We start from the raw sequence: 21039 nt of genomic DNA, 5'->3' as shown, positions 1-21039 counted from the left end.
CTTGCCGACAAGCGATAGGCCTGGCCAGATACCAAAATGGAATCGCCATATTATCTATAATTCAGGAAATCTCATGAAAACCGGCTCGCTGACCCGCAGCATTTCTGCAATCCACAGCAAATCCACCCCGCACATGCGGCTTTTCGCGGGCATTGTGACGGGTGTCGCGCTAATGACGCTTGCGGCCCATACACAAATCCCGTTCTGGCCGGTTCCCATGACCCTGCACACGATGGCGGTCATGGCTTTTGCTGTCCTGCTTGGCCCACGCATCGCGACGGCGATCTTTGTCGCCTATCTGGGCGCGGGCGCGGCAGGGCTGCCCGTCTTTTCCGGCACGCCCGAACGTGGACTGGGCCTTGCCTACATGGTCGGGCCGACCGGGGGTTATCTGCTTGGGTTCCTGCTCGCCTCGGCGCTGACCGGATGGCTGGCCCTTGGTCGCGGTATCGTCGGCCGCACGCTTGCCATGCTGGCCGGGCTGGTCGTCATATATATCTGCGGACTGTTCTGGCTGGCGCAATTCGTGCCTGCTAACAAAGTTTTCGCCCTTGGTTTTGCACCCTTCGTGCTGGGCGATCTGGCCAAGATCGGCATCGTCGCATTTGGCGCCAGTGCCATTCCGCCCCTCCTTCAGCGCTTGCGGGGCGACGCCTGATGCTGGACACGAAAAAATATGACTGGACCGTGGATCAGATTGCAGAGATCCACAACCTGCCTCTGCTGGAACTGATTGGGCGCGCCAATACCGTCCACCGTCTGCACCACGATCCCAATCATGTGCAAAGGGCCAGCCTGCTGTCGATCAAGACTGGCGGCTGCCCGGAAAACTGCGCCTATTGCCCGCAATCGGCCCATCACAAAGAGGTTGAGCTGACCCGCGACAGGCTGATGGACCCGGAGAAGGTGGTCGGCATGGCTGCCCGCGCCAGGAATGCCGGGGCAGATCGTTTTTGCATGGGCGCCGCATGGCGGCAGGTGCGCGACGGCGCCGAATTTGACGCTGTGCTGCAAATGGTCCGGGGCGTGCGCGAACTGGGCATGGAAGCCTGCGTCACGCTGGGCATGCTGAAACCGCATCAGGCGCAACGGTTGGCCGAAGCCGGGCTGACCGCCTATAACCACAATCTTGACACAAGCCCCGAATTTTACGGCAAAATCATCACCACCCGGACCTATGCCGACCGGCTTGATACGCTGGCCACGGTCCGTGCCTATGGAATCGAGCTTTGCTGTGGCGGCATCATCGGCATGGGCGAAACGGTGCGTGATCGCGCGTCGATGTTGCAGGTTCTGGCGCAGATGCAGCCCCATCCCGAAAGCGTGCCAATCAACGCGCTGGTTCCCGTCGCGGGAACCCCGCTACAGGATCGACCCCGGATCGACCCGCTGGAGCTGGTGCGCATGGTTGCGACAACGCGCATTGTCATGCCGGGAACTACCGTTCGCCTGTCCGCAGGTCGCGCCAGCCTGAACCGCGAGGCGCAGATTCTGTGTCTGGTCGCCGGTGCGAATTCAATCTTTTACGGAGACACGCTGTTGACGACCCCCAATGCAGGGATCGGCGATGATGCCGAGCTTCTGAATGCCCTGACCGCCCATGAATCGGAAAAATCATCTAGGCCGCAAGTTGCGTGACCTGCCGAAGGGCGGCGTCATAAACCTCGATCCCGCCCTTTGACGCGCCCTCGGACAGGGTGCGTTTCCAGCCACGCGCACCGGGCATACCGTGAAACAGGCCCAGCATGTGCCGCGTGAATTGATGCAAGCGCCCACCGCCGCACAAATGCGCCTGAATCAGCGGCCGCATCGCCAGCGCGATATCCGAAGGATTGTCGAATGGGGGCTTTTCCCCCCACAGGCCGTCGGCCCGCCCCAGCATATCCCAAGGCTGGTGATAGGCCGCGCGCCCGATCATCACCCCATCCATGACCTGCAAATGATCCCTCACCGCATCAAAACTGGCAATGCCGCCATTGATCGACAGATGCAAATCGGGAAAGCGCGTCTTCATGTCATGGACAAGCGGGTAATCAAGTGGTGGAACTTCGCGGTTTTCACGCGGGCTTAACCCTTGCAGCCACGCCTTGCGTGCATGGATCGTCAGCCGGCGCACGCCAGCTGCCTGCATGGTTTCGATGAACGCCGGCAACACGTCGACCGGTTCTTGATCATCGACGCCGATGCGACATTTCACCGTCACCTCGACCGGGCTGACCTGTTGCATGGCCTGCACGCATTCAGCCACCAGATGGGGGGATTTCATCAGCACTGCCCCGAAACAACCCGACTGCACCCGGTCACTGGGGCAACCGACATTCAGGTTGATCTCATCATAGCCCCAATCGGTTGCAATCCGGGTCGCCTCTTGCAGTTCAACCGGATCGGACCCACCGACCTGCAGCGCGACCGGATGTTCGGTCGCGTCATAATCCAGCAACCGCCCCCGGTCCCCATGAACAATCGCCGCAGCGGTGACCATCTCTGTATACAACAGCGCACGACGCGATATCAGCCGGTGAAATACCCGGCAGTTGCGGTCGGTCCAGTCCATCATGGGGGCAACGCTAAGCCGCGCCGCTTCGTTGAGTGTCGTCATGGGGCCAAAAATATGTCGTCCGCCGCGCTATGCAACAAAAGCGCGACAAAAACCAGTAGCGGATTGAAAACTGGTGCCGCCACGAGGACTTGAACCCCGGACCCCCTGATTACAAATCAGACGCTCTACCAACTGAGCTATGACGGCATTGGCGGTCTATTATCACGGTGAACCGCCCGCGCGCAAGCCATGCAAATGCGATATAAAACGTCGCCGAAAGCAATTTGACTGCGCCTGTTCCACCGCTAATCTGCGCACTGTCGCCAAACAGGTCGCAACAAGACGAAACGAGGGTCGCAGATGCAGATGGTCTTTCACGTTGGGGTGCATGGCACAGATGGCGACAGGCTGTTGAAAACGCTGGTGAACAATCGCGCCTGGCTGATGAAGCACCAGACCGAAGTGGTCACGCCCAACCGTCATCGCGGCCTGTTCGAAGATGCGCTGATGTCGCTGAACGGCGGCCGGGCCACGCCAGAGATGGTTCAGATCATGCTGGACGCTGTGCTTGAGACCGAAGATCCTCAACGGGTCTTGTTCTCATCGCCCACCTTCATGGGGGCTGTCGGTCGTGCGGTCAGCAAAGAGGGGCTTTATACACAAATCGGCTCTCGTTGCGCGGCGTTGGCAAATCTGTTTCCTCAGGCGGAAACGGAATTTTTTGTCGGCCTCCGCAATCCGGCCACGCTGATTCCGGATATCCTGCCGCTATTTGCGGGGGGTGGGTATCACAATCTGATGCAGGGTCAGCACCCGCTGGACCTGCGATGGCGCGATGCAATCCGACGCCTGGTTGCCGCAGCGCAGGGCCGCCGGATTGTGGTCTGGTGCCACGAAGATGTTCCGCTGGTCTGGCCAGAGGTTGTTCGATTGATGGCCGACATTCCGCTGGATGCACCATTGGCTGGCGGCTTGACCTATTTGCAGGAACTGCTGAGCGACGAAGGCAACGCACAGCTGAAAAGCGAAATCGGCGACCGCGACAACCTGTCGATCATGCAGCGCCGTGCGATCAGTTCGCAGATCCTGGCACGCCATGCCCGCCCGGATGAACTGGACATGCAGATAGACCTGCCGGCATGGACACAGGAACTGGTCGATCAGATGACGCAGAATTACCGCAACGATGTGGGTGAAATCGCGGTCCTGCCGGGCGTCGAGTTTATCTTGCCCGCGGCATCGGCGCAGCATTAGGCCTGCGATGCAGTCGTATCATGATGCGGCCGTATCATCAGGCATGAAAACAAAAAGGGCGGGGTTCCCCGCCCCTTCGGTCAGCCCATCCCCAAGGCGGTCTTGTACATTTCAAGGATGGCTTCTTCCTCGGCCACATCATCACGGTCGCGTTTGCGCAGGGCGACGATCTTTTTCATCACCTTGGTGTCGTAACCGCGGGCCTTGGCTTCGGCCATGACCTCTTTCTGGCGTTCGGCGATGTCTTTCTTTTCGGCTTCAAGCTGTTCGAATTGCTCGATGAACTGACGCAGTTCGTCGGCGGCGACGCTATAGGCGTGATCGTCCTGCATGGCGTTTTTTCCCTTGTTCGGCTGTTCGGCCTGCCTCATTTCTGCGGCAGACTGTTAGGCGGTCTTGTTCCGGGGTGCAATCGCCGCTAGGCCGGTTTCAGCAATGCCGATCGGCGAAGGAAACCGCTATGACAATCTTTGACGGCCTTATCTGGGGCGGCGCAATACTGACGCTGGTTGGTCTGGCCGCGCTGATCTGGTGCATCATCACCGTGTCGCGCGCCCGTAATGCTGGTCTGGATGATGTCCAGCTACGCGCCCGGATGCAGCGAGCCGTGGCCGTGAACATGGCCGCGCTGGCCGCCTCGAGCATCGGCCTCATGCTGGTGGTCGTCGGCATCTTCCTGGCCCCGTAAGGTGTTCTGATGCGTGCCTTGATCCAACGCGTCACCGAAGCCTCGGTCGAGGTAGAAGGTCAGATCATTGGCCAGACTGGCCCCGGACTGCTGGTTCTGGTCTGCGCGATGCAGGGTGATGATGAAAGTGCTGCCGACAAACTCGCCGCCCGCGTCGCCAAGCTGCGGATTTTTCGCGACGATCAGGAGCGGATGAACCGGTCGGTGCTTGATACGGGCCGCAGCGCATTGGTCATCAGCCAGTTCACACTCGCCGCCGACACGCGCACCGGCAACCGCCCCGGCTTTTCCAGCGCCGCCGCTCCCGAGATAGGCCAGCAGCTGTATCAGCATTTTGCCGAAAGCCTGCGCAAACAGGGTATTCCCGTCGAAACCGGCGAATTCGGCGCGGATATGAAGGTGCGGCTTCTGAATGACGGGCCGGTGACGATCTGGCTGGACACGGCTGACCGGGCTTGACTTTACGGGCGATTGACCCCATCTGGCACAAGTCGCCGCCCGCTGCCGCGTGAGCAGCCGCGATTTTTTTTCGCCAACGGCGCGACACAATCCCAGTTTCCCATTCACGCGGGGAGGCTTGCGGGCACCCTCGTATCGCGCCCGCATCCCTGCTGATTGCCACGCCATTGCCGCGTGGCCCCTGCCCTGCATCCGATACGGGGGATGCGGGGATGAGTTATTGATATGGAAGAAAGACAATCCCGCGGGAATTTTCGCCGCGAAAAACCAAAGGGCCGTCCCGGCCCGCAACGCGCCCGCGTCAATCCGGGGCGTCAGGCCCCGTCGCGCGATCCGCTGCCGACCGGTCCCTTTTTCGACATGGGTATTGATGAACGCATCAATGCCAATATCGCGGCAATGGGTCTGACCGATCCGACGCCGATCCAGAAACAGGCTATCCCGTCCGTCGTGGATGGCCGCGATGTGCTGGGCCTTGCCCAGACCGGCACTGGCAAGACAGCAGCCTTTGGCCTGCCGATGCTGACCCGGTTGATCAAGTTCGGCAAGAAGCCCGATCCCAAGACCTGCCGTGCGCTGATCCTTGCGCCGACGCGGGAACTGGCGACGCAGATCGCGCAGAATATCGACGCCTATGCCGAAGGCACGCCGATCCGCAGCTATCGGGTCGTTGGCGGCGCCTCGATCAACGTCCAGACCGAGCGTTTGTCGCGCGGTGTTGACGTGCTGATCGCCACGCCGGGCCGTCTGATGGACCTGATCGATCGCCGTGCGATCAGCCTTGAAGCCGCCACCTATCTGGTGCTGGACGAGGCCGATCAGATGTTGGACATCGGCTTCATCCACACGCTGCGCAAGATCGCCAAGATGCTGCCGAAACAGCGCCAGACCTTGCTGTTTTCGGCCACCATGCCAAAGCTGATGGAAGAACTGGCCGACACCTATCTGAAAGATCCGATCCGCGTTCAGGTGAACCCTCCGGGACAGGCCGCGAAAAAGATCGACCAGGGCGTTCATTTCGTCAATCAAGGCGACAAGGCCGCACTGTTGGCGGAATATCTGGCCAAGCACCGGGGCGAGTTGGCCATGGTCTTTGGTCGCACCAAACATGGCAGCGAAAAGCTGGCCAAGCTGCTGGACAAATGGGGCTTTGCTGTCGCCGCAATCCACGGCAACAAAAGTCAGGGTCAGCGCGAACGTGCGCTGGATGCGTTCCGCAAGGGCGAAACCCAGATTCTGGTGGCAACCGACGTTGCCGCACGCGGTCTGGACATCCCAGAGGTCGCGCATGTCTATAACTATGACCTGCCGAACGTGCCGGAAAACTATGTCCATCGGATTGGCCGCACCGCACGCGCCGGTCGTGATGGCCGCGCCGTCGCCTTCTGTTCGCCTGCCGAGATTGGCGAATTGCGGGCAATCGAAAAGGCGATGAAGGCGCAGATTCCCGTGATTGGCGGCGAAGCGCCCCCGATGCCGCAACAGCCGTCCCGTGGCGGTCTGCGTGGTCGCGGTGGCAAACCGCCGATGCAGGATGGCGGCAACAAACGCCCGGCGCGCCGCCCCTCGCGTCGTCCGAAAAGCCAGAAGGCTCAGGGTTAAGACACAAAAGGCCGCAGATCTCTCTGCGGCCTTTTTTGTTTATGCCGCACGCAGCTTCAGCCGTGGCAAGGACAGCAGTGCCGCCAGCCAGCCCAGCAGTGCGCAAAGCGCAATCGCCGGAACCATGGTTGACGAGGTGTTGTCCAGAAACGGTCCCGTCGCGGCAATCATCACGCCACCGGTCAGCATCTGGACCGTGCCGCCAAGGGACGAGGCCAGCCCGGCGATATCCGGGTGCGGATCCAGCGACATGACCATGGCCGTGGGCATCACCAGCCCAAGAAAGGCGTTCCCGACAAACAATCCCACCATGACCACCGGCAGGGAATCAAAGCCTGCGACGACAATCATGGCAAGCGTCGTTGCGACCGCCGCAAACATTGTGATCGCAACCGAAATCACCCGCTCCATGCCGAATTTCTGCGTCATCCAGCCCGCGAATTGCGATGCGGCAAAGAACCCTATCGCATTGACTGCAAAGGCGATCGAGAATTGCTTCGGGCTAAGGCCATATTGCTTGGTATAGACAAAGCTGGCCGCCGACAGGAACACGAAAAAGCTGGCCATGCCAAACCCGCCGATCATGGTCAGCCCCATGAAGCGACGATCTGTCAGCAGACGCCCCGCGCCCGACAACATCAGATCCAGCCGCACCGGCTGACGATTTTCCGGTGCCAGCGTTTCCGGCAACACAAAGATGATCAGCACCAGACTGATGATGGTGACTGCGGCAAGCACCCAGAAAATCTCGCGCCAGCCGCCCCATTGCATGATGAACGCACCGCTTAGCGGGGCCAGCATGGGCGACACGGCAATGACCATCATGATGGTCGCCATGATCTTGGCCGCCGCCGGGCCGGTCGCCATGTCGCGGATCACCGCGCGCGGCACAGCCATCAATGTGGCCGCGCCCAACCCCTGCATCGCGCGCGCCGCAATCAATGCGGTCATCGTCGGCGCAATGGCAGCCAATATGGTCGCCACCAGAAAGATGCCAACGCCGATCATCAATGGCTTTTTGCGCCCAATGGCGTCCGCCATGGGACCATAGATCATCTGAGCGAAGCCAAAGACGATGAAATAGGATGTCAACGTCAGTGCGGCCGTCGCCTCATCCGTGTGCAGATCACGCGCAACTTCGGGCAGCGCGGGCAGATACATGTCGATCGCAAATGGACCAACGGCTGAAAGAAGACCCAAGATCAGGGCCATGCGGAACATCGGGTCACGCATCGGATTGAACCTGTATTTTGATAGATAAAGACGGGGCGCAAAATCGCACCCAAGAGGATCATGCCCGCCGCCGTGCAAAGCCTATCGCATAATTTCGCCATTCTGACAAGCCGGATAGCCCTGGAAGGCGGCTGATGGCGCTTGATAGCGGATACCCGCCCGGCTATCTGATCGCATGGCCAAGCTGTATTTCCACTATTCCACCATGAACGCCGGCAAAAGCACCCTGCTTTTGCAGGCGTCCTACAACTATCGCGAACGCGGCATGGCGACGCTGCTGCTGACGGCCGCGCTGGACAGCCGCGCCGGTCGGGGCCGCATCGCCAGCCGCATCGGTATTGCCGCCGACGCGCTGACCTTTGACGCCGGGACCGATCTGTTCGCATTGATCGAAACGCACGGGGCAGATTGCGCCTGCGTCTTTATTGATGAAGCGCAGTTTCTGACCAAAGAGCAGGTCTGGCAGCTGGCCCGCGTGGCCGACGACCTGAATATCCCCGTCATGTGCTACGGCCTGCGCGTCGATTTCCGGGGAGAGCTGTTCCCCGGCTCTGCCGCCCTGCTGGCTTTGGCCGACGACATGCGAGAGGTCCGCACCATCTGCTTTTGCGGCAAGAAGGCCACGATGGTCATTCGTCGCGACGAAAACGGCAATGCCATCACCCAAGGCGCACAGGTGCAGGTCGGCGGGAACGAGACTTACGTCTCGCTGTGCCGCCGCCATTGGCGGGAAGCCGTCGGCATCTGACGCGCATCCGCCCGTTTGGGCATCAAATGCTTGCCGAAATTGCCTCCCCCTGCCAATCTGTTAGGCAGGGAGAGAGCGATTGGACGGGAACAAACAACCCCGCAAGAAGCTGGACGCCGCAGAAATGGGTGTGATCGCGCATTTGTATCGGGGCGAGGTCTACCGTTCGACGATCTGGCGGACCCGGCTGGACACGACGACCAACTGGTCGGTGGTCACGCTTGGGGTCGCATTGTCGATCACCTATTCCTCGCCACAGGCATCGCCGTTGCCGCTGGTTCTGGTTGGCATCCTGATCATCTTCTTTCTGATGCTAGAGGCGCGGCGCTATCGTTACTTCAACGTCTGGCGCGCGCGCTGCCGCTGGCTGGAACTGCATTTCATCGCCCCCATCCTGCAAGAAGGCGATCTGCATCTGGAAGAACATTGGCAGGACCGATTGGCCGACGATTATCTGCACCCACATTATCACGTCAGCATGTGGACCGCGATCGGGCGCCGCATCCGGCGCAATTATTTCTGGATCCTGCTGATCCAGTCGGTCGCCTATCTGGGCAAGCTGATCGTCCACCCCGGCCCGCTGACATCGGCGGGCGAATTGATGGAACGGGCTGCAATCGGGCCCATTCCCGGCTGGCTGATCCTGACGATTGGGGGATTTTACTGCGTCAGTTGGGGATCAATCGCGGTTCTAAGCGAACGGGCGGATCAGGCACGCGCCAAGCGCCGCCGCGACCCGCTTGCCATGGGTTAACGGAACATCCCCGGCCGCAGCTGGATGCCGTGGTCCAGCCACGCCTTCATCGACGCCAGCATATGCGTCCATCCCATGCAATTGCCATAGGCGGCCTGCAGCCCCATCTTGTCGGCGGTCCAGCCGGTCTCGGTCACGCTGACCTTGCACCGGTCCTGATCTACGGGCTCAAAGCGAAAGGTGACACGATTGGTCCCCTTGCCCGAAGGATGCCCCCAGTCAAAGACCAGCAGACGGGGCGGATCGGCCTGAACCACCTCGACCTCGAAGGGACCGGGAAAATCGGCGAATTCCCAGGTCACGGTCGCGCCGGTCTGCATGACGCCCTGCGCACCGGCCATGGTAAAATGCTGACCAAGCTGCGCCGGATCGGCCACCGCATCGAACGCCTTTTGCGGCGATACATCCATGATGGCCCAGACCGTGAAATCCAGATCGCTGTCTGTTAACGTCATGCTCGCCTCGGGTCGTTCAAATTCGCGCATATCACGGGCAGCCGCGTTGCGGCAGCTTCGCGCTTATAGTAACCATCAACTATAAACAGGCAAAGGAATTCCCATGCGCGCCCTACTGCTGAAGCTTGTCACCGTTCTTGGCATCTCTGCCGGGTCCGCACAGGCGTTTGACACCAACGCGACCTCGGCATGGGTCTATGACGTCAACACCGGCACGGTGCTGCTGGAAAAGAATGCCGAAACACCGATCCCGCCTGCATCCATGTCCAAGCTGATGACGCTGAACATGGTGTTCGAGGCGTTGGAAAGCGGACGACTGAAGCTGGACGACACGTTGCCGGTTTCGACGAAAGCGTGGCAGATGGGCGGCTCGAAGATGTTCGTGGAACCGCGCGACACGCCGACCGTCGACCAGCTGATCAAGGGTATTATCGTGCTGTCCGGCAACGATGCCTGCGTGGTCGTTGCCGAAGGTCTGGGCGGCACGGAAGAGGCGTTTGCCCGCCAGATGACCGAACGCGGCCGCCAAATTGGGCTGGAACATTCGACGTTCCGCAATTCGACCGGCTGGCCCGATCCCGAACACCGCATGTCGGCCGAGGATCTGGGTATTCTGGCCGCGCATCTGATTGAGGAATTTCCCCAGTATTACGCGAATTTCGGCCTGACCGAGTTTCGGTATATGGACCGCGTCCCCTCGAATCGCTTCAACCGCAACCCGCTGCTGCGGCTTGGCATCGGCGCTGAGGCCTGAAAACCGGCCACACGCAAGAGGCTGGATACGGTCTTGTCGGTTCAGCAGTGCAGAATGGCCGCCGCGTGATCTTTGTCATCAGCGGCCTGCAAAGCGATACCGCCCGCGCCGAAGAGGCAGAGCGGATCGTGAACTGGGCCTTCCGCCAATTCACGATGGAAACATTGGTCCCTGCAAATGAAACGGTGGTCGAAGCTCCCGTTTGGCTGGGCACGCGATCGCGTATCGGCCTGACCACCAAAGACGGCGTTAACGTGCTGATCCCCGCCGGCGCCCGCGATCAGGTCAAGGTCGAGGCGGTGTTCCAATCGCCCATTCCGGCGCCCATCGCACGGGGTGATCAGATCGGCCAGCTGGTCGTTACCATGCCGGGCGCACAGGATGCCGTTACCCCCTTGCTGGCATCCGATGACATCCCCGAGGCTGGCTTTGCCGGTCGCATGAAAGGGGCCGTCGTCCGACTGGGCAACAAAGCCTATGAGGCAACGGGCCTTTGATGTTTCTCAGCTTCGAGGGAATCGACGGCAGTGGCAAATCCACGCAGGCCCGCCTGTTGGCAGATGCCTTGCGCGCCGAGGGCCGCGATGTCGTCCTGACACGAGAGCCGGGCGGCTCTGCCGGAGCCGAGGAAATCCGCCGCTTGCTGGTCGAAGGCGCGGGTGAACGCTGGTCGGCTGAAACCGAATGCCTGCTGTTCACGGCCGCCCGCCGCGATCATCTGGAACGCACGATCCGTCCCGCCTTGGATGCGGGCAGGATTGTCATTACGGATCGGTTCGCCGATTCTACGCGCGTCTATCAGGGCGCCGCACGCGGGGATCTCAGAACGATGGTGGACCAGCTGCATGAGCTGTCCATCGGGGTCGAGCCGGACCGGACCTTCGTCATTGACATCGATCCCGCTGTCGGGCTGGCGCGTGGTCAGGCACGCGGCGGAAATGAGGATCGCTTTGAAAGCCTTGGTCTTGGCTTCCAGGAAAAGCTGGCGGCGGGCTTTCGCGCCCTTTCCCGCGAATATCCCGGCCGCGTGCGCCTGATCGACGGCAGCGGCACGCCGGAACAGGTCGCAGAACGCGTCCGGGCGGCCCTGTGAAAACCGACCCCCAAGACATTCCCGAACCCGACCGCGTTCCCGGTGCGCCGCATCCGCGCCATACCGCGCGGGTGATCGGCCAGGATCACGCCATTTCCGAATTCGTCGATGCCGCGCGCGGCGGACGCCTGCATCATGCATGGATGCTGACCGGCCCGCGTGGCGTGGGCAAGGCCACGCTCGCATGGGCCATCGCCCGTTGGATGCTGTCGGGCGGGAACAGCGACGACCTGTCTGTCCCATCAGAGGCCCCCGAAGTTCGGCGCATCGCGGCATTGTCGGAACCACAGCTGCAACTGATCCGCCGTCCCTGGGATGACAAGGCGGGACGCCTGAGCGCCCAGATCACGGTCGATGAAATTCGCCGCCTGCTGTCATTCTTTCATATGTCCTCGGCCGAAGGCGGCCGCCGCATCGCCATCATCGACGCCGCGGACGACATGAACACCGCTGCGGCCAATGCGCTGCTGAAAATTCTGGAAGAGCCCCCCAAAGACGCACTGATCCTGTTGGTGACGCATCAACCCGCCCGCCTGTTGCCCACCATCCGCTCACGCTGCCGGACCTTGCGCCTGTCTCCGCTTAACCCGGCACAAATGGCCAGCGTTCTGGCGGATCTGGGCATCAACGAAGATGCCGATCCGCTTGCCGCATTGTCCGACGGTTCGGTGGGCGAGGCGCTGCGGCTGGCGGGACAGGATGGGCTGGACCGCTTTCAGCGACTGGTCGATCTGTTCGGCACCCTGCCGCGCATGGATCGTCTGGCTGCTTCCAGATTTGCCGATGGCGCGGCGGGACGCGCCGGTGCGGATGGCGATCCGTTTGATCTGACCATTACTCTGCTGGACCGCTTTCTGACCCGTGCCGCCCGCGCGGGCCTGATGGGGCCGCCCTTGCCGCAAGCCGCAAATGGCGAAGGCGCCTTGTTGACTCGGCTGTCGCCCGACGATCAGGCAGCCCGGATTTGGGCCGACGCGCAGGCGCGCCTGTCGGCGCGGGCGCGCACAGGCCGGGCGGTCAACCTTGACCCTGCTGCTTTGGTGATGGATATGCTGACAGAGCTGGCGCATTTGCCGCCCGCCCAATCCGTATCGCCTGACAAGAGTTGATCCATGTCTGAAACGGCTATCCCGCCGATTGTCGACAGCCATTGCCATCTGGATTTTCCGGATTTCGATGGCGAACACGACGCCATCATTGCCCGTGCGCGGAACGCTGGCGTTGGCCGGATGGTGTCGATCTGCACCAAGCTGTCGCAGGAACCAACGGTGCGCAGACTGGCCGAAACCTATGACGGCGTTTTCTATTCCTTCGGTTTGCACCCGATGAGTGTGGGCAAGGAAGCACCGCTGACAGTCGAACAGATCGTTCAGGTGGCCCGGCATCCGAAGATGGTCGGCATCGGCGAAACCGGGCTTGATTATCACTACACAGCTGACACCGCTGCCGATCAGCAGGCCAGCCTGCGCCTGCATATCGAAGCCGCACGTCAGACCAGACTGCCGCTGATTATCCACGCCCGTGACGCGGACGAAGATATGGCCCGCATCCTGACCGAGGAATTCAGGGCGGGCGAATATAGCTGCGTGATGCATTGCTTCAGCTCTGGTCCGGATCTGGCCCGTGCGGCGCTGGAACTGGGCTTTTATCTGTCGATGTCAGGGATCGCCGCCTTTCCGCGCTCGACAGAACTGCGAGAAATTTTTGCCGCCGCGCCGGTGGACCGCATATTGGTCGAAACCGACAGCCCCTACCTTGCGCCGCCGCCCTATCGTGGCAAGCGCAATGAGCCGGCCTATGTGGCGAAAACGGCTGCAGTCGGCGCCGAAGTTTACGGCATGAGCTACGCCGACTTCGCCAGACAAACTTCGGAAAACTTCGACCGCCTGTTCTGGAAGGTGGCTTTGGGCGCAACCGCATGATCCGGGCAACGATCCTTGGCTGCGGCTCCTCGGGCGGGGTGCCACGGCTTGGGGGTCGTTGGGGGGCGTGTGACCCGAACAACCCCAGGAATCGCCGCCGCCGCTGTTCACTGCTGGTCGAACGTCCCGGCCCGGACGGTGTGACGCAAGTGTTGATCGACACCGGCCCGGACATGGTGCCGCAATTGCTGGATGCGAATGTCGGCACATTGGACGCAGTGATCTATACCCACGCCCATGCCGATCACGTTCACGGCGTGGATGATCTGCGGCAGCTTGTCTATAATGCGCAGCGCAAGATGCCGATCTGGGCGGACAAACCAACGGCACAGGCGTTGCAGGATCGGTTCGGCTATATCTTCGAGACGCCCGAAGGCAGCCATTATCCCGCCATCTGTGAATTGAACCCGATCAAGGGGGCGATCACCATTGATGGTCCCGGCGGCCCTGTCACCTTTATTCCCTTCCGCGTCCAGCATGGCGAAATCACCGCGCTTGGCTATCGCTTTGGCGGTTTCGTCTATCTTCCCGACGTGTCCGAAATTCCCGATGCGGCCTGGCCAGTCATCGAAGGGGCCGAGATTTTTGTCTGCGATGCCCTGCGCTACGAGCCCCATCCCAGCCATGCCCATCTGGCCCGGACGCTGGAGTGGATGGAACGTATCGACCCGCCTTTGGGTATCCTGACCAATATGCATATCGACATCGACCACGATCAGGTCATGGACGTGATCCCGGCCAATATTCTGCCCGCTTACGACGGCATGATATTGGAGGCGAACGATGACACGCCCGATATCGGGGCCGCGATATGAGCGCATTGTTCACCATCATCCTGCCAGTCTTCCTTGTGATCGGGTTTGGCTATGTGGTGGCGTGGCGCGGATTGTTCAGCCCGTCAGGCGTCGACAGCCTGATGAAATTCGCGCAATCCTTTGCCGTCCCGACGCTGCTGTTTTCGTCCATGGCCAAACTGGACCTTGGCGCGGATTTTCGGCTTGGCCTGTTACTTCCCTTCTATGCCGGGGCATTCGCCAGCTATTTTCTGGGCTGGGCCGGCGCGAAATACTGGTTCAAACGCCCGCCAGCGGATTGTGTCGCCATCGGCTTTGTCTGCCTGTTTTCCAACAGTCTGCTGCTGGGCATTCCCATCACCGAACGCGCCTATGGCCCTGATGCGCTTGACGGGAACTGGACCATCATCGCCATCCATTCGCCCTTGCTATATACGTTCGGCATTACCGTGATGGAATTCACCCGCGCCCGTGGTAGCGGATTATCGGTGGGCCGCGTTGCATTGCAAGCCGTATCGGGCGTTCTGAAAACGCCCATGGTGATCGGCATTCTATGCGGCATCGTGATGAACATCCTGATGCAGGCAGGGCTGGTCATGCCCGAAGGATTCTGGGGCGCCGTCGACATGATCGCACGCGCGGCGCTGCCTGCGGCGCTTTTCGGCCTTGGGGGTATTCTGGTCCGCTATCGCCCTGAAGGGGACATGATGGCCATCGCGATGTGTTGCGTTTGCGGGCTGATCATCCATCCGATCATTACCTTTGGTCTGGCGACAGCTGGTGGCCTGGATACGGCTGGCCTACGCTCGGCCGTGCTGACCGCCGCGATGGCGCCGGGCGTGAATGCCTATCTGTTCGCGGATCTTTATGGCGCTGCCCGGCGCGTGGCTGCATCCACCGTGTTATTGGCGACCGCGCTGTCGATACTGACAATCTGGATGTGGCTGGCAATCCTGCCATGAAAGAGGCCGGGCGTGCTGTGCCCGGCCTTTTCGTGTTCACCGCCCCGTTGTTCAGTGTGGTGTCACACCCCTGATACGTTCGGACCGGCGGCGCAGCAGCTCGACCGTTGTCAGCAAGGCGATCGAAAACACCACAAGCAGGGTTGCGACGGCCAGAATGGCGGGGCTGATCTGTTCGCGGATACCGTTCCACATCTGGCGAGGGATCGTCTGCTGATCGGGGCCTGCGATAAACAGGACGGCGACGACCTCATCAAAGCTGGTGACAAAGGCGAACAGTGCGCCCGAAATCACCCCCGGCAGGATCAGCGGCATGGTGATCCGGAAGAATGTCGTCCGTGGATTTGCGCCCAAAGATGCAGCCGCACGGTTCAGCGATTGGTCAAAACCCACCAGCGTGGCTGTCACCGTGATGATGACAAAGGGAATGCCCAGGGTCGCATGGGCAAGGATCACACCGACATAGGTGCCCGCCAAGCGCCCGCAATTCGACGGCAACCCGACCCATCCCAACACCGAACAGGGGTTCGAGTAGAAAAAGAACATCCCCGTCGCGGTGATGATCAACGGCACGATCATGGGCGAAATCAGGATCGCCATGATGGCACGGCGGAAGGGCATCTCGGGTCGCGACAGACCAAGCGCCGCCAGCGTGCCAAGCGCGGTTGCCAAAATGGTCGAAAAGAAGCCGATGATGATCGAATTCTTGGCCGCGTTGACCCATTTCGCATTCGCCCAGGCATCTGCCCACCAGCCAAGATCACGGGGCGCATCTGGCCGCTGCATGCCGAATGTCAGCAGGCTGTCATACCAGCGCATGCTGTAACCGTCTGGATCAAACTCCAACATCCTGTCGGTAAAGGTGAAATACGGCTCGGCATTGAAGCTGAGCGGGATGATCACCACGATCGGCGCGATCAGAAAGAAAAAGATCAGCCCGCAGATCACCAGATAGGCATAGTGCCAGGCACGTTCTAGCGGGGAAGCATATGTTGGAACTGCCATCGGATTACCCCAGCTTCAGATTGTCGATGCCGACCAGGCGGTCGTAGAGCCAGTAAAGGATCAGAACCGCCGCCAGCAGCAGCGACGCCAATGCCGCCGCCATGGACCAGTTCAGTGTATCGGTCATGTGCATGGCGATCATGTTGGAAATCAGTTGGCCCGACGACCCGCCGACCAAGGCCGGCGTGATGTAATAGCCGACCGCCAGAATGAACACCAACAACGCCCCTGCCCCAAGGCCGGGCAGCGTTTGCGGGAAATAGACCCTGCGGAATGCCGTCCAGCTTGTCGCGCCAAGGCTGCGGGCCGCCCGGACATAGGACGGGTTGATCGTGCGCATCACGGAATACAGCGGCAGGATCATGAACGGCAGCAGGATATGCGTCATCGCGATGATTGTGCCGGTCTGGTTATAGATCATCTGCAATCGCTGCCCGTTTCCGATCAAACCCAGCCAGACAAGGATATCGTTGATGACCCCCTGCTGCTGCAACAGCACCATCCAGCTTGTCGTTCTGACCAGAAGCGAGGTCCAGAAGGGCAGCAGGACAAGGATCATCAGCAGATTGGATCTCCGCATCGGCAGCGTGGCCAAAAGATGCGCAATCGGAAAGCCAAGGATGAATGTCAGCGCAGTTATCAACAGCGATAGCCAGAAGGTCCGCATGAATAGCATCACATAGACACGCTGGCGTTCCTGAACCTGCACGATCTCACCTGCATCATTCCGGGTGCGATCCAGCGAGGCCAGGTAGAAATTCGTCGTCAGCGGGGTCGAGGCTTCGCGCATCGCGCTCCACAATCGTGGACTGGCCCAGTCGTCGTTCATCTCCAGCAACGCCTCGCGATAGGGAGGCTCGATCCCGCCGCGGGCTTTGCGCCCGGTCGAGGTGAACAGCGAACGTGTGCCGGGAACATCGTAGTTTATCCGGGTGCCAACGATGCCGATTGTCCGCGCCTCGGCGGCGGCAGACAGGTCGGCGGCCAGCGCGGCCCAGGCAGCATCATCGGGATCGGTCCCGCGCGGATGATCCGCGAACCACTGCGACAGCTGCGGCATGTGGGCCGAAAAGCCGTCATTATAGAACGACCGCTGCAACATCTGCCCGATCGGCACGACGAAGGTCAGCATGATGAAGGCCAGCAGCGGCAGGACCAGCAGAAACGCTCTACGCCTTGCCCGCGTCTGCGACCGGGCCAGCGCGCGGGCCAGCGGTTTGCCATCGGCGGTTCGTAACGTGCCGTCCGTTTCGCCCGTCGCGACCGTCGCAATGGCGGCGTGCGGATCTAATGCGTTCGCCATGATATTCCCAAACTTTTTCAGACCGCCGCCCCAAACAGGGGCGGCGGCAGATGTCAGATCAGTTCCCGGCCAGCCAGCTGTTGAAACGCTCGGACAACTCGGCGTCGCGGTCGGCCCAGAATTCCGGATCGTCGATGACGGCGGTTTTCATCGCGTCTTCGCTGGTTGGCATATGCGGGGCCATTTCGGTTTTGCCGTCCTGATACAGACCGACAAGCCCCGCCGACGATACCCGTGCCGGGCCATAGGCAATGTATTTCGCCTGATCCGCCAGCCGCTGCGTATCGGTGGCGAAATTCACGTATTTCAGCGCCTCTTCTGGATGCGGCGCATCCTTTGGAATGACGAATGCGTTGATTTCCAGATATTGCGCGTCCCAGATCACACCAAAGGGTTTGCCTTCGCCGACCATCGCGTCGAAAAGACGCCCGTTATAGGCGGTGGTCATGCTGACCTCGCCATCGGCCAGCAACTGCATCGGCTGGGCACCCGCTTCCCACCAGACAACATCATTCTTGATCGTGTCCAGTTTGGCGAACGCACGATCCACGCCTTCGGGTGTGGACAGAACGTCATAGACATCGGCTGCGGGAACGCCGTCGGCAATCAACGCCAGATACAACGTCCGCTTGGGCGACTTGGGCAGGCCGCGTTTGCCGGGGAATTTCTGAACATCGAAGAAATCGGCGGCGGTGGCAGGCGCCCCATCAGGAAATTTTGTCGTGTCAAAGCCGATGGCGGTGCCCCAGACAATGTTGCCCACAGCACAATCGGTCACCGAACCGTCAACAAAATCTTCCTCGGCAGGCGAGCCGTCGGCACCGGGATTAAGCGTGGCGGGATCAAATTCCATCAACGCACCTTCGTCGCACAGACGGATTGCGTCGGCCATCGCCAGATCGAAAACATCGCCGGTCACATTTCCGGCCTCGACCTGGGCTTTCAACGGGGTGGCGGGATCATCGGCGGCGATCATGTTGACGGTGATGCCCGTTTCTTCGGTAAAGGGCTTATTATAGGCTTCGACCTGCGATTTCTCGTAAGCGCCCCCCCAGGATACCACGTTCACTTCTTGTGCCGAGGCGGCGACGGCAAAGCAGGTCAGCGCGGTCGACAGGACCAATAAGCGTTTCATTCTTTATATCTCCCTGATGATACCGGGTATCGTTGACCCGCGTATTCTTGTGACCCCAAAGGGAAGTCGGCGGGCAAACCTGCTGCCCGCCGCATGCTGCAATCAGCCAGCCAGCCAGCTGTTGAAGCGTTCATTCAGCTCGGCATCGTGATCGACCCAGAAATCCAGGTTCGAGCCCAATGCGTTCTTCATATTTTCCTCATAGGTCGGCAGGTTCGGTCCCATCGGAACATCGGTGCCCTCGATATTGCCGACCGCAGCCGAGGCCGAACGACGCGGCGGGCCATAGCTGATGAATTCGGCGGCGCGCGCCTGATTTGGCGTCGCGGTCGAGAAGGTGATGAAAGCCTTGGCATCTTCAAGGTTCGGTGCGCCTTTCGGGATCACCCAGCCTTCCATTTCATAGATCTGCCCGTCCCAGACGATCTTGAACGGCTTGCCCTCGCCCTGCGCGGCGTCGAAGATACGACCGTTGAAGGCATAGGCCATGGTCACTTCGCCATCAGCCAGCAATTGCGGCGGCTGTGCACCGGCTTCCCACCAGATCACGTCGTTCTTGATCGTGTCCAGCTTGGCAAAGGCGCGATCAACACCCTCTGGCGTCGCCAGCGTGTCATAGACTTCGCCCGCAGGCACGCCATCCGCCATCAGCGCGAATTCCAGATTGAACTTGGCGCCCTTGCGCATGGTCCGCTTGCCCGGGAAGGCTTCGGTGTCGAAGAAATCGGCGGGCGAGGCAGGCTTGGCATCAGGGAACTTGCTGTCATCGAATGCGACGACCATCGAATAGACATCCGTGCCGACAAAGCAGTCGGTAATCGCGCCTTCAATGAAATCTTCCGTCGCGGCAGTGCCATCGGGCGCGGGCGAAAGGATCGCGGGGTCCAGAGTTTCCAGCAACCCTTCATCACACAGACGAACTGCGTCGGCATATTCAACCGATGCCACATCGGCGGACACGTTCCCGGCCTCGACCATGGCCTTGATCGGCGTGGCGGGGTTGTCGGCGTCGGCGATGTGCACTTTCTTGCCGCTCTCGGCCTCGAACGGTTTGGCATAGGCTTGCAGATGACTGTTGCCATATGCGCCGCCCCAGGACAGCAGATTCACATCGGCCAGGGCGGGCGAAGCCAGCAGCCCAAGTGCGGTGGAAATCGTCAGCAGTTTCCTCATTTATTCATAGCTCCCGAGTTGAAAAGATACTGGCATTAGCCATTGTTATTGTTGGGTGCCCCGCAGGCAGGACACCACAAGCGTCAGGATGCCAGCCAAGCTGCAAAACGCTCGTTCAGCTGGGCCAGGTTATCGACCCAGAAATCATTGTCGAAGGCAAGGGCATTGGCCATATTCTGTGCCGTGGTCGGCAGGTTAGGCGTCATCGGAATGTCGGTATCCTTGTAGTTCCCCACCAGCGATGCTGCGCTTTTGCGCGGCGGACCATAGCTGATCTGCATGGCAAAATCGGCCAAAGCCTGGGCATCGGTGGAAAAGGTCACATAAGCGAGGGCATCGTCCGGGTTGGGCGCGTCTTTCGGAATCACCCACCCATCCATCTCGTAAATCTGGCCGTCCCAGATGACCTTCAGCGGCTTGCCGTCATCCACGGCGGCGTTGAAGATGCGGCCGTTATAGGCCTGCGTCATCACCACCTCGCCATCCACCAGAAGTTGCGGTGGCTGTGCCCCAGCCTCCCAGAAGATGGCGTCGTCCTTGATCGTGTCCAGCTTGGCGAATGCACGATCCAGCCCCTCGGGCGTCGACAGAATCTCATAGACCTGTGCCGCCGGAACGCCGTCTGCCATCAACGCCATTTCCAGCGTGAAGCGCGGCTCTTTCAGCACGCCACGCCTGCCGGGATAGCCTTCGGTATCGAAAAAATCCGCCAGACTATCGGGCGGATTTTCGGGAAACTTGCTTTCGTCATAGGCGATGATGGTCGAATAAACATCAGTCGCAACAAAGCAGTCGGACAATCCGCCCGGCAGAAAGTCATCGACCGCCGCCGTCCCGTCGGGCGCAGGTCGCAGGGTCGCCGGATCAATCAACATCAGCATGTTTTCATCGCACAGTCGGGTTGCGTCGGAATATCCCAGGCTGGCAACATCCGTGGTCACATTGCCTGCCAGAATTTGCGCCTGCAACGGAACCGCGGGATCATCGGCATCCACCATGTTCACGCTGATGCCGGTCTGCGCTTCAAACGCCGTATTAAAGGCATCGTCCTGCGCCTGCGAATAGGCGCCGCCCCATGACACCACATTAACCGCGTTATCCGCCAAAGAGACGGATGGCGTGGTCAGCATCGTGAAAAGCAGAAATGTTCGTTTCATTGCGGCGTG

At 60.6% G+C, this 21039-nt stretch carries 22 protein-coding genes, 1 tRNA gene and 1 pseudogene; 14 read left to right on the top strand and 10 right to left on the bottom strand.

The features are described from left to right. The first annotated feature begins 133 nt into the window (after nucleotides 1-133). On the top strand, nucleotides 134-658 hold the full coding sequence (locus H4P12_RS16150) for a biotin transporter BioY (RefSeq protein ID WP_187794862.1): 525 nt from the start codon (nucleotides 134-136) through the stop codon (nucleotides 656-658). Further along, on the top strand, nucleotides 658-1638 hold the full coding sequence (gene bioB, locus H4P12_RS16145) for a biotin synthase BioB (RefSeq protein WP_187794703.1): 981 nt from the start codon (nucleotides 658-660) through the stop codon (nucleotides 1636-1638). Before H4P12_RS16150 ends, bioB begins: the two co-directional genes overlap by 1 nt. Here bioB and dusA read toward each other — a convergent pair. Further along, on the bottom strand, nucleotides 1619-2599 hold the full coding sequence (gene dusA, locus H4P12_RS16140; RefSeq protein WP_187794702.1) for a tRNA dihydrouridine(20/20a) synthase DusA: 981 nt from the start codon (nucleotides 2597-2599) through the stop codon (nucleotides 1619-1621). The genes bioB and dusA overlap by 20 nt on opposite strands. A 71-nt stretch (nucleotides 2600-2670) precedes the next feature. Beyond that, nucleotides 2671-2746 (bottom strand) — tRNA-Thr (locus tag H4P12_RS16135). Between the two features lie 153 nt (nucleotides 2747-2899). Between H4P12_RS16135 and H4P12_RS16130 the strand changes: the two genes are divergently transcribed. Then, the gene (locus H4P12_RS16130; protein WP_187794701.1) at nucleotides 2900-3793 is read left to right on the top strand and encodes a hypothetical protein; all 894 of its coding nucleotides are present in this window, start codon (nucleotides 2900-2902) and stop codon (nucleotides 3791-3793) included. Nucleotides 3794-3873: 80 nt separating this feature from the next. Here H4P12_RS16130 and H4P12_RS16125 read toward each other — a convergent pair whose 3' ends face one another. Then, entirely contained in the window at nucleotides 3874-4125 is a 252-nt protein-coding gene (locus tag H4P12_RS16125; protein ID WP_187794861.1) for a DUF2312 domain-containing protein, read from the bottom strand. A gap of 128 nt (nucleotides 4126-4253) precedes the next feature. Between H4P12_RS16125 and H4P12_RS16120 the strand changes: the two genes are divergently transcribed. The 3 genes from H4P12_RS16120 (at nucleotide 4254) to H4P12_RS16110 (ending at nucleotide 6542) form a co-directional block, all read left to right on the top strand. Beyond that, nucleotides 4254-4481 (top strand): hypothetical protein, encoded by a 228-nt coding sequence (locus H4P12_RS16120; RefSeq protein ID WP_187794700.1) that lies wholly within the window; start codon nucleotides 4254-4256, stop codon nucleotides 4479-4481. Between the two features lie 9 nt (nucleotides 4482-4490). Further along, nucleotides 4491-4940 carry a D-aminoacyl-tRNA deacylase gene (gene dtd / locus H4P12_RS16115; protein ID WP_187794699.1) on the top strand — a complete coding sequence of 150 codons (450 nt, stop codon included), beginning with the start codon at nucleotides 4491-4493 and terminating at the stop codon, nucleotides 4938-4940. Between the two features lie 360 nt (nucleotides 4941-5300). Beyond that, complete coding sequence (locus tag H4P12_RS16110) at nucleotides 5301-6542, top strand: DEAD/DEAH box helicase (protein WP_246449343.1); 1242 nt, start codon at nucleotides 5301-5303, stop codon at nucleotides 6540-6542. A gap of 39 nt (nucleotides 6543-6581) precedes the next feature. On the opposite strand, the gene H4P12_RS16105 is transcribed toward H4P12_RS16110, so the two are convergent. Next, complete coding sequence (locus tag H4P12_RS16105) at nucleotides 6582-7775, bottom strand: multidrug effflux MFS transporter (protein WP_187794697.1); 1194 nt, start codon at nucleotides 7773-7775, stop codon at nucleotides 6582-6584. Between the two features lie 175 nt (nucleotides 7776-7950). Between H4P12_RS16105 and H4P12_RS16100 the strand changes: the two genes are divergently transcribed. Further along, entirely contained in the window at nucleotides 7951-8523 is a 573-nt protein-coding gene (locus H4P12_RS16100) for a thymidine kinase (RefSeq protein WP_187794696.1), read from the top strand. A gap of 124 nt (nucleotides 8524-8647) precedes the next feature. Beyond that, complete coding sequence (locus H4P12_RS16095) at nucleotides 8648-9277, top strand: DUF2270 domain-containing protein (RefSeq protein ID WP_187794860.1); 630 nt, start codon at nucleotides 8648-8650, stop codon at nucleotides 9275-9277. On the opposite strand, the gene H4P12_RS16090 is transcribed toward H4P12_RS16095, so the two are convergent. Further along, a complete protein-coding gene (locus H4P12_RS16090; protein ID WP_187794695.1) occupies nucleotides 9274-9732 on the bottom strand; it encodes an SRPBCC domain-containing protein in 459 nt (152 codons plus the stop codon). The genes H4P12_RS16095 and H4P12_RS16090 overlap by 4 nt on opposite strands. Nucleotides 9733-9835: 103 nt before the next feature. Between H4P12_RS16090 and H4P12_RS16085 the strand changes: the two are divergent. From H4P12_RS16085 to H4P12_RS16060, 6 genes and pseudogenes are all read left to right on the top strand, one after another. After that, nucleotides 9836-10983 (top strand): annotated as a pseudogene (locus H4P12_RS16085) (D-alanyl-D-alanine carboxypeptidase family protein). Then, nucleotides 10983-11579, top strand: a complete 597-nt coding sequence (gene tmk / locus H4P12_RS16080; protein ID WP_187794694.1) for a dTMP kinase — start codon at nucleotides 10983-10985, stop codon at nucleotides 11577-11579. The pseudogene H4P12_RS16085 and the gene tmk overlap by 1 nt, the downstream one beginning before the upstream one ends. After that, a complete protein-coding gene (locus H4P12_RS16075; protein ID WP_187794693.1) occupies nucleotides 11576-12688 on the top strand; it encodes a DNA polymerase III subunit delta' in 1113 nt (370 codons plus the stop codon). The genes tmk and H4P12_RS16075 overlap by 4 nt, the downstream gene beginning before the upstream one ends. 3 nt (nucleotides 12689-12691) lie before the next feature. Next, the gene (locus H4P12_RS16070) at nucleotides 12692-13501 is read left to right on the top strand and encodes a TatD family hydrolase (RefSeq protein ID WP_187794692.1); all 810 of its coding nucleotides are present in this window, start codon (nucleotides 12692-12694) and stop codon (nucleotides 13499-13501) included. After that, nucleotides 13498-14316 carry an MBL fold metallo-hydrolase gene (locus tag H4P12_RS16065; protein ID WP_187794691.1) on the top strand — a complete coding sequence of 273 codons (819 nt, stop codon included), beginning with the start codon at nucleotides 13498-13500 and terminating at the stop codon, nucleotides 14314-14316. The genes H4P12_RS16070 and H4P12_RS16065 overlap by 4 nt, the downstream gene beginning before the upstream one ends. Then, a complete protein-coding gene (locus H4P12_RS16060; RefSeq protein WP_187794690.1) occupies nucleotides 14313-15257 on the top strand; it encodes an AEC family transporter in 945 nt (314 codons plus the stop codon). Before H4P12_RS16065 ends, H4P12_RS16060 begins: the two co-directional genes overlap by 4 nt. A gap of 51 nt (nucleotides 15258-15308) precedes the next feature. Here the strand turns inward: H4P12_RS16060 and H4P12_RS16055 are convergent, their stop codons facing one another. The 5 genes from H4P12_RS16055 to H4P12_RS16035 form a co-directional block, all read right to left on the bottom strand. Then, nucleotides 15309-16262, bottom strand: a complete 954-nt coding sequence (locus H4P12_RS16055; protein ID WP_187794689.1) for an ABC transporter permease — start codon at nucleotides 16260-16262, stop codon at nucleotides 15309-15311. 4 nt (nucleotides 16263-16266) lie between these two features. Further along, complete coding sequence (locus tag H4P12_RS16050) at nucleotides 16267-17565, bottom strand: ABC transporter permease (protein WP_187794688.1); 1299 nt, start codon at nucleotides 17563-17565, stop codon at nucleotides 16267-16269. Nucleotides 17566-17623: 58 nt separating this feature from the next. Next, nucleotides 17624-18700: an ABC transporter substrate-binding protein gene (locus tag H4P12_RS16045; protein WP_187794687.1), complete on the bottom strand. Its 1077-nt coding sequence runs from the start codon at nucleotides 18698-18700 to the stop codon at nucleotides 17624-17626. Between the two features lie 102 nt (nucleotides 18701-18802). After that, nucleotides 18803-19873 carry an ABC transporter substrate-binding protein gene (locus H4P12_RS16040; RefSeq protein WP_187794686.1) on the bottom strand — a complete coding sequence of 357 codons (1071 nt, stop codon included), beginning with the start codon at nucleotides 19871-19873 and terminating at the stop codon, nucleotides 18803-18805. Nucleotides 19874-19956: 83 nt separating this feature from the next. After that, nucleotides 19957-21030, bottom strand: coding sequence for an ABC transporter substrate-binding protein (locus tag H4P12_RS16035; RefSeq protein WP_187794685.1), 1074 nt, complete (start codon nucleotides 21028-21030; stop codon nucleotides 19957-19959). Between the last annotated feature and the right edge of the window lie 9 nt (nucleotides 21031-21039).

It is taken from the genome of Paracoccus amoyensis, from assembly GCF_014490725.1.
Taxonomy (GTDB): Bacteria; Pseudomonadota; Alphaproteobacteria; order Rhodobacterales; family Rhodobacteraceae; genus Paracoccus; species Paracoccus amoyensis.
This window is presented reverse-complemented; position numbering and strand designations above follow the sequence as displayed.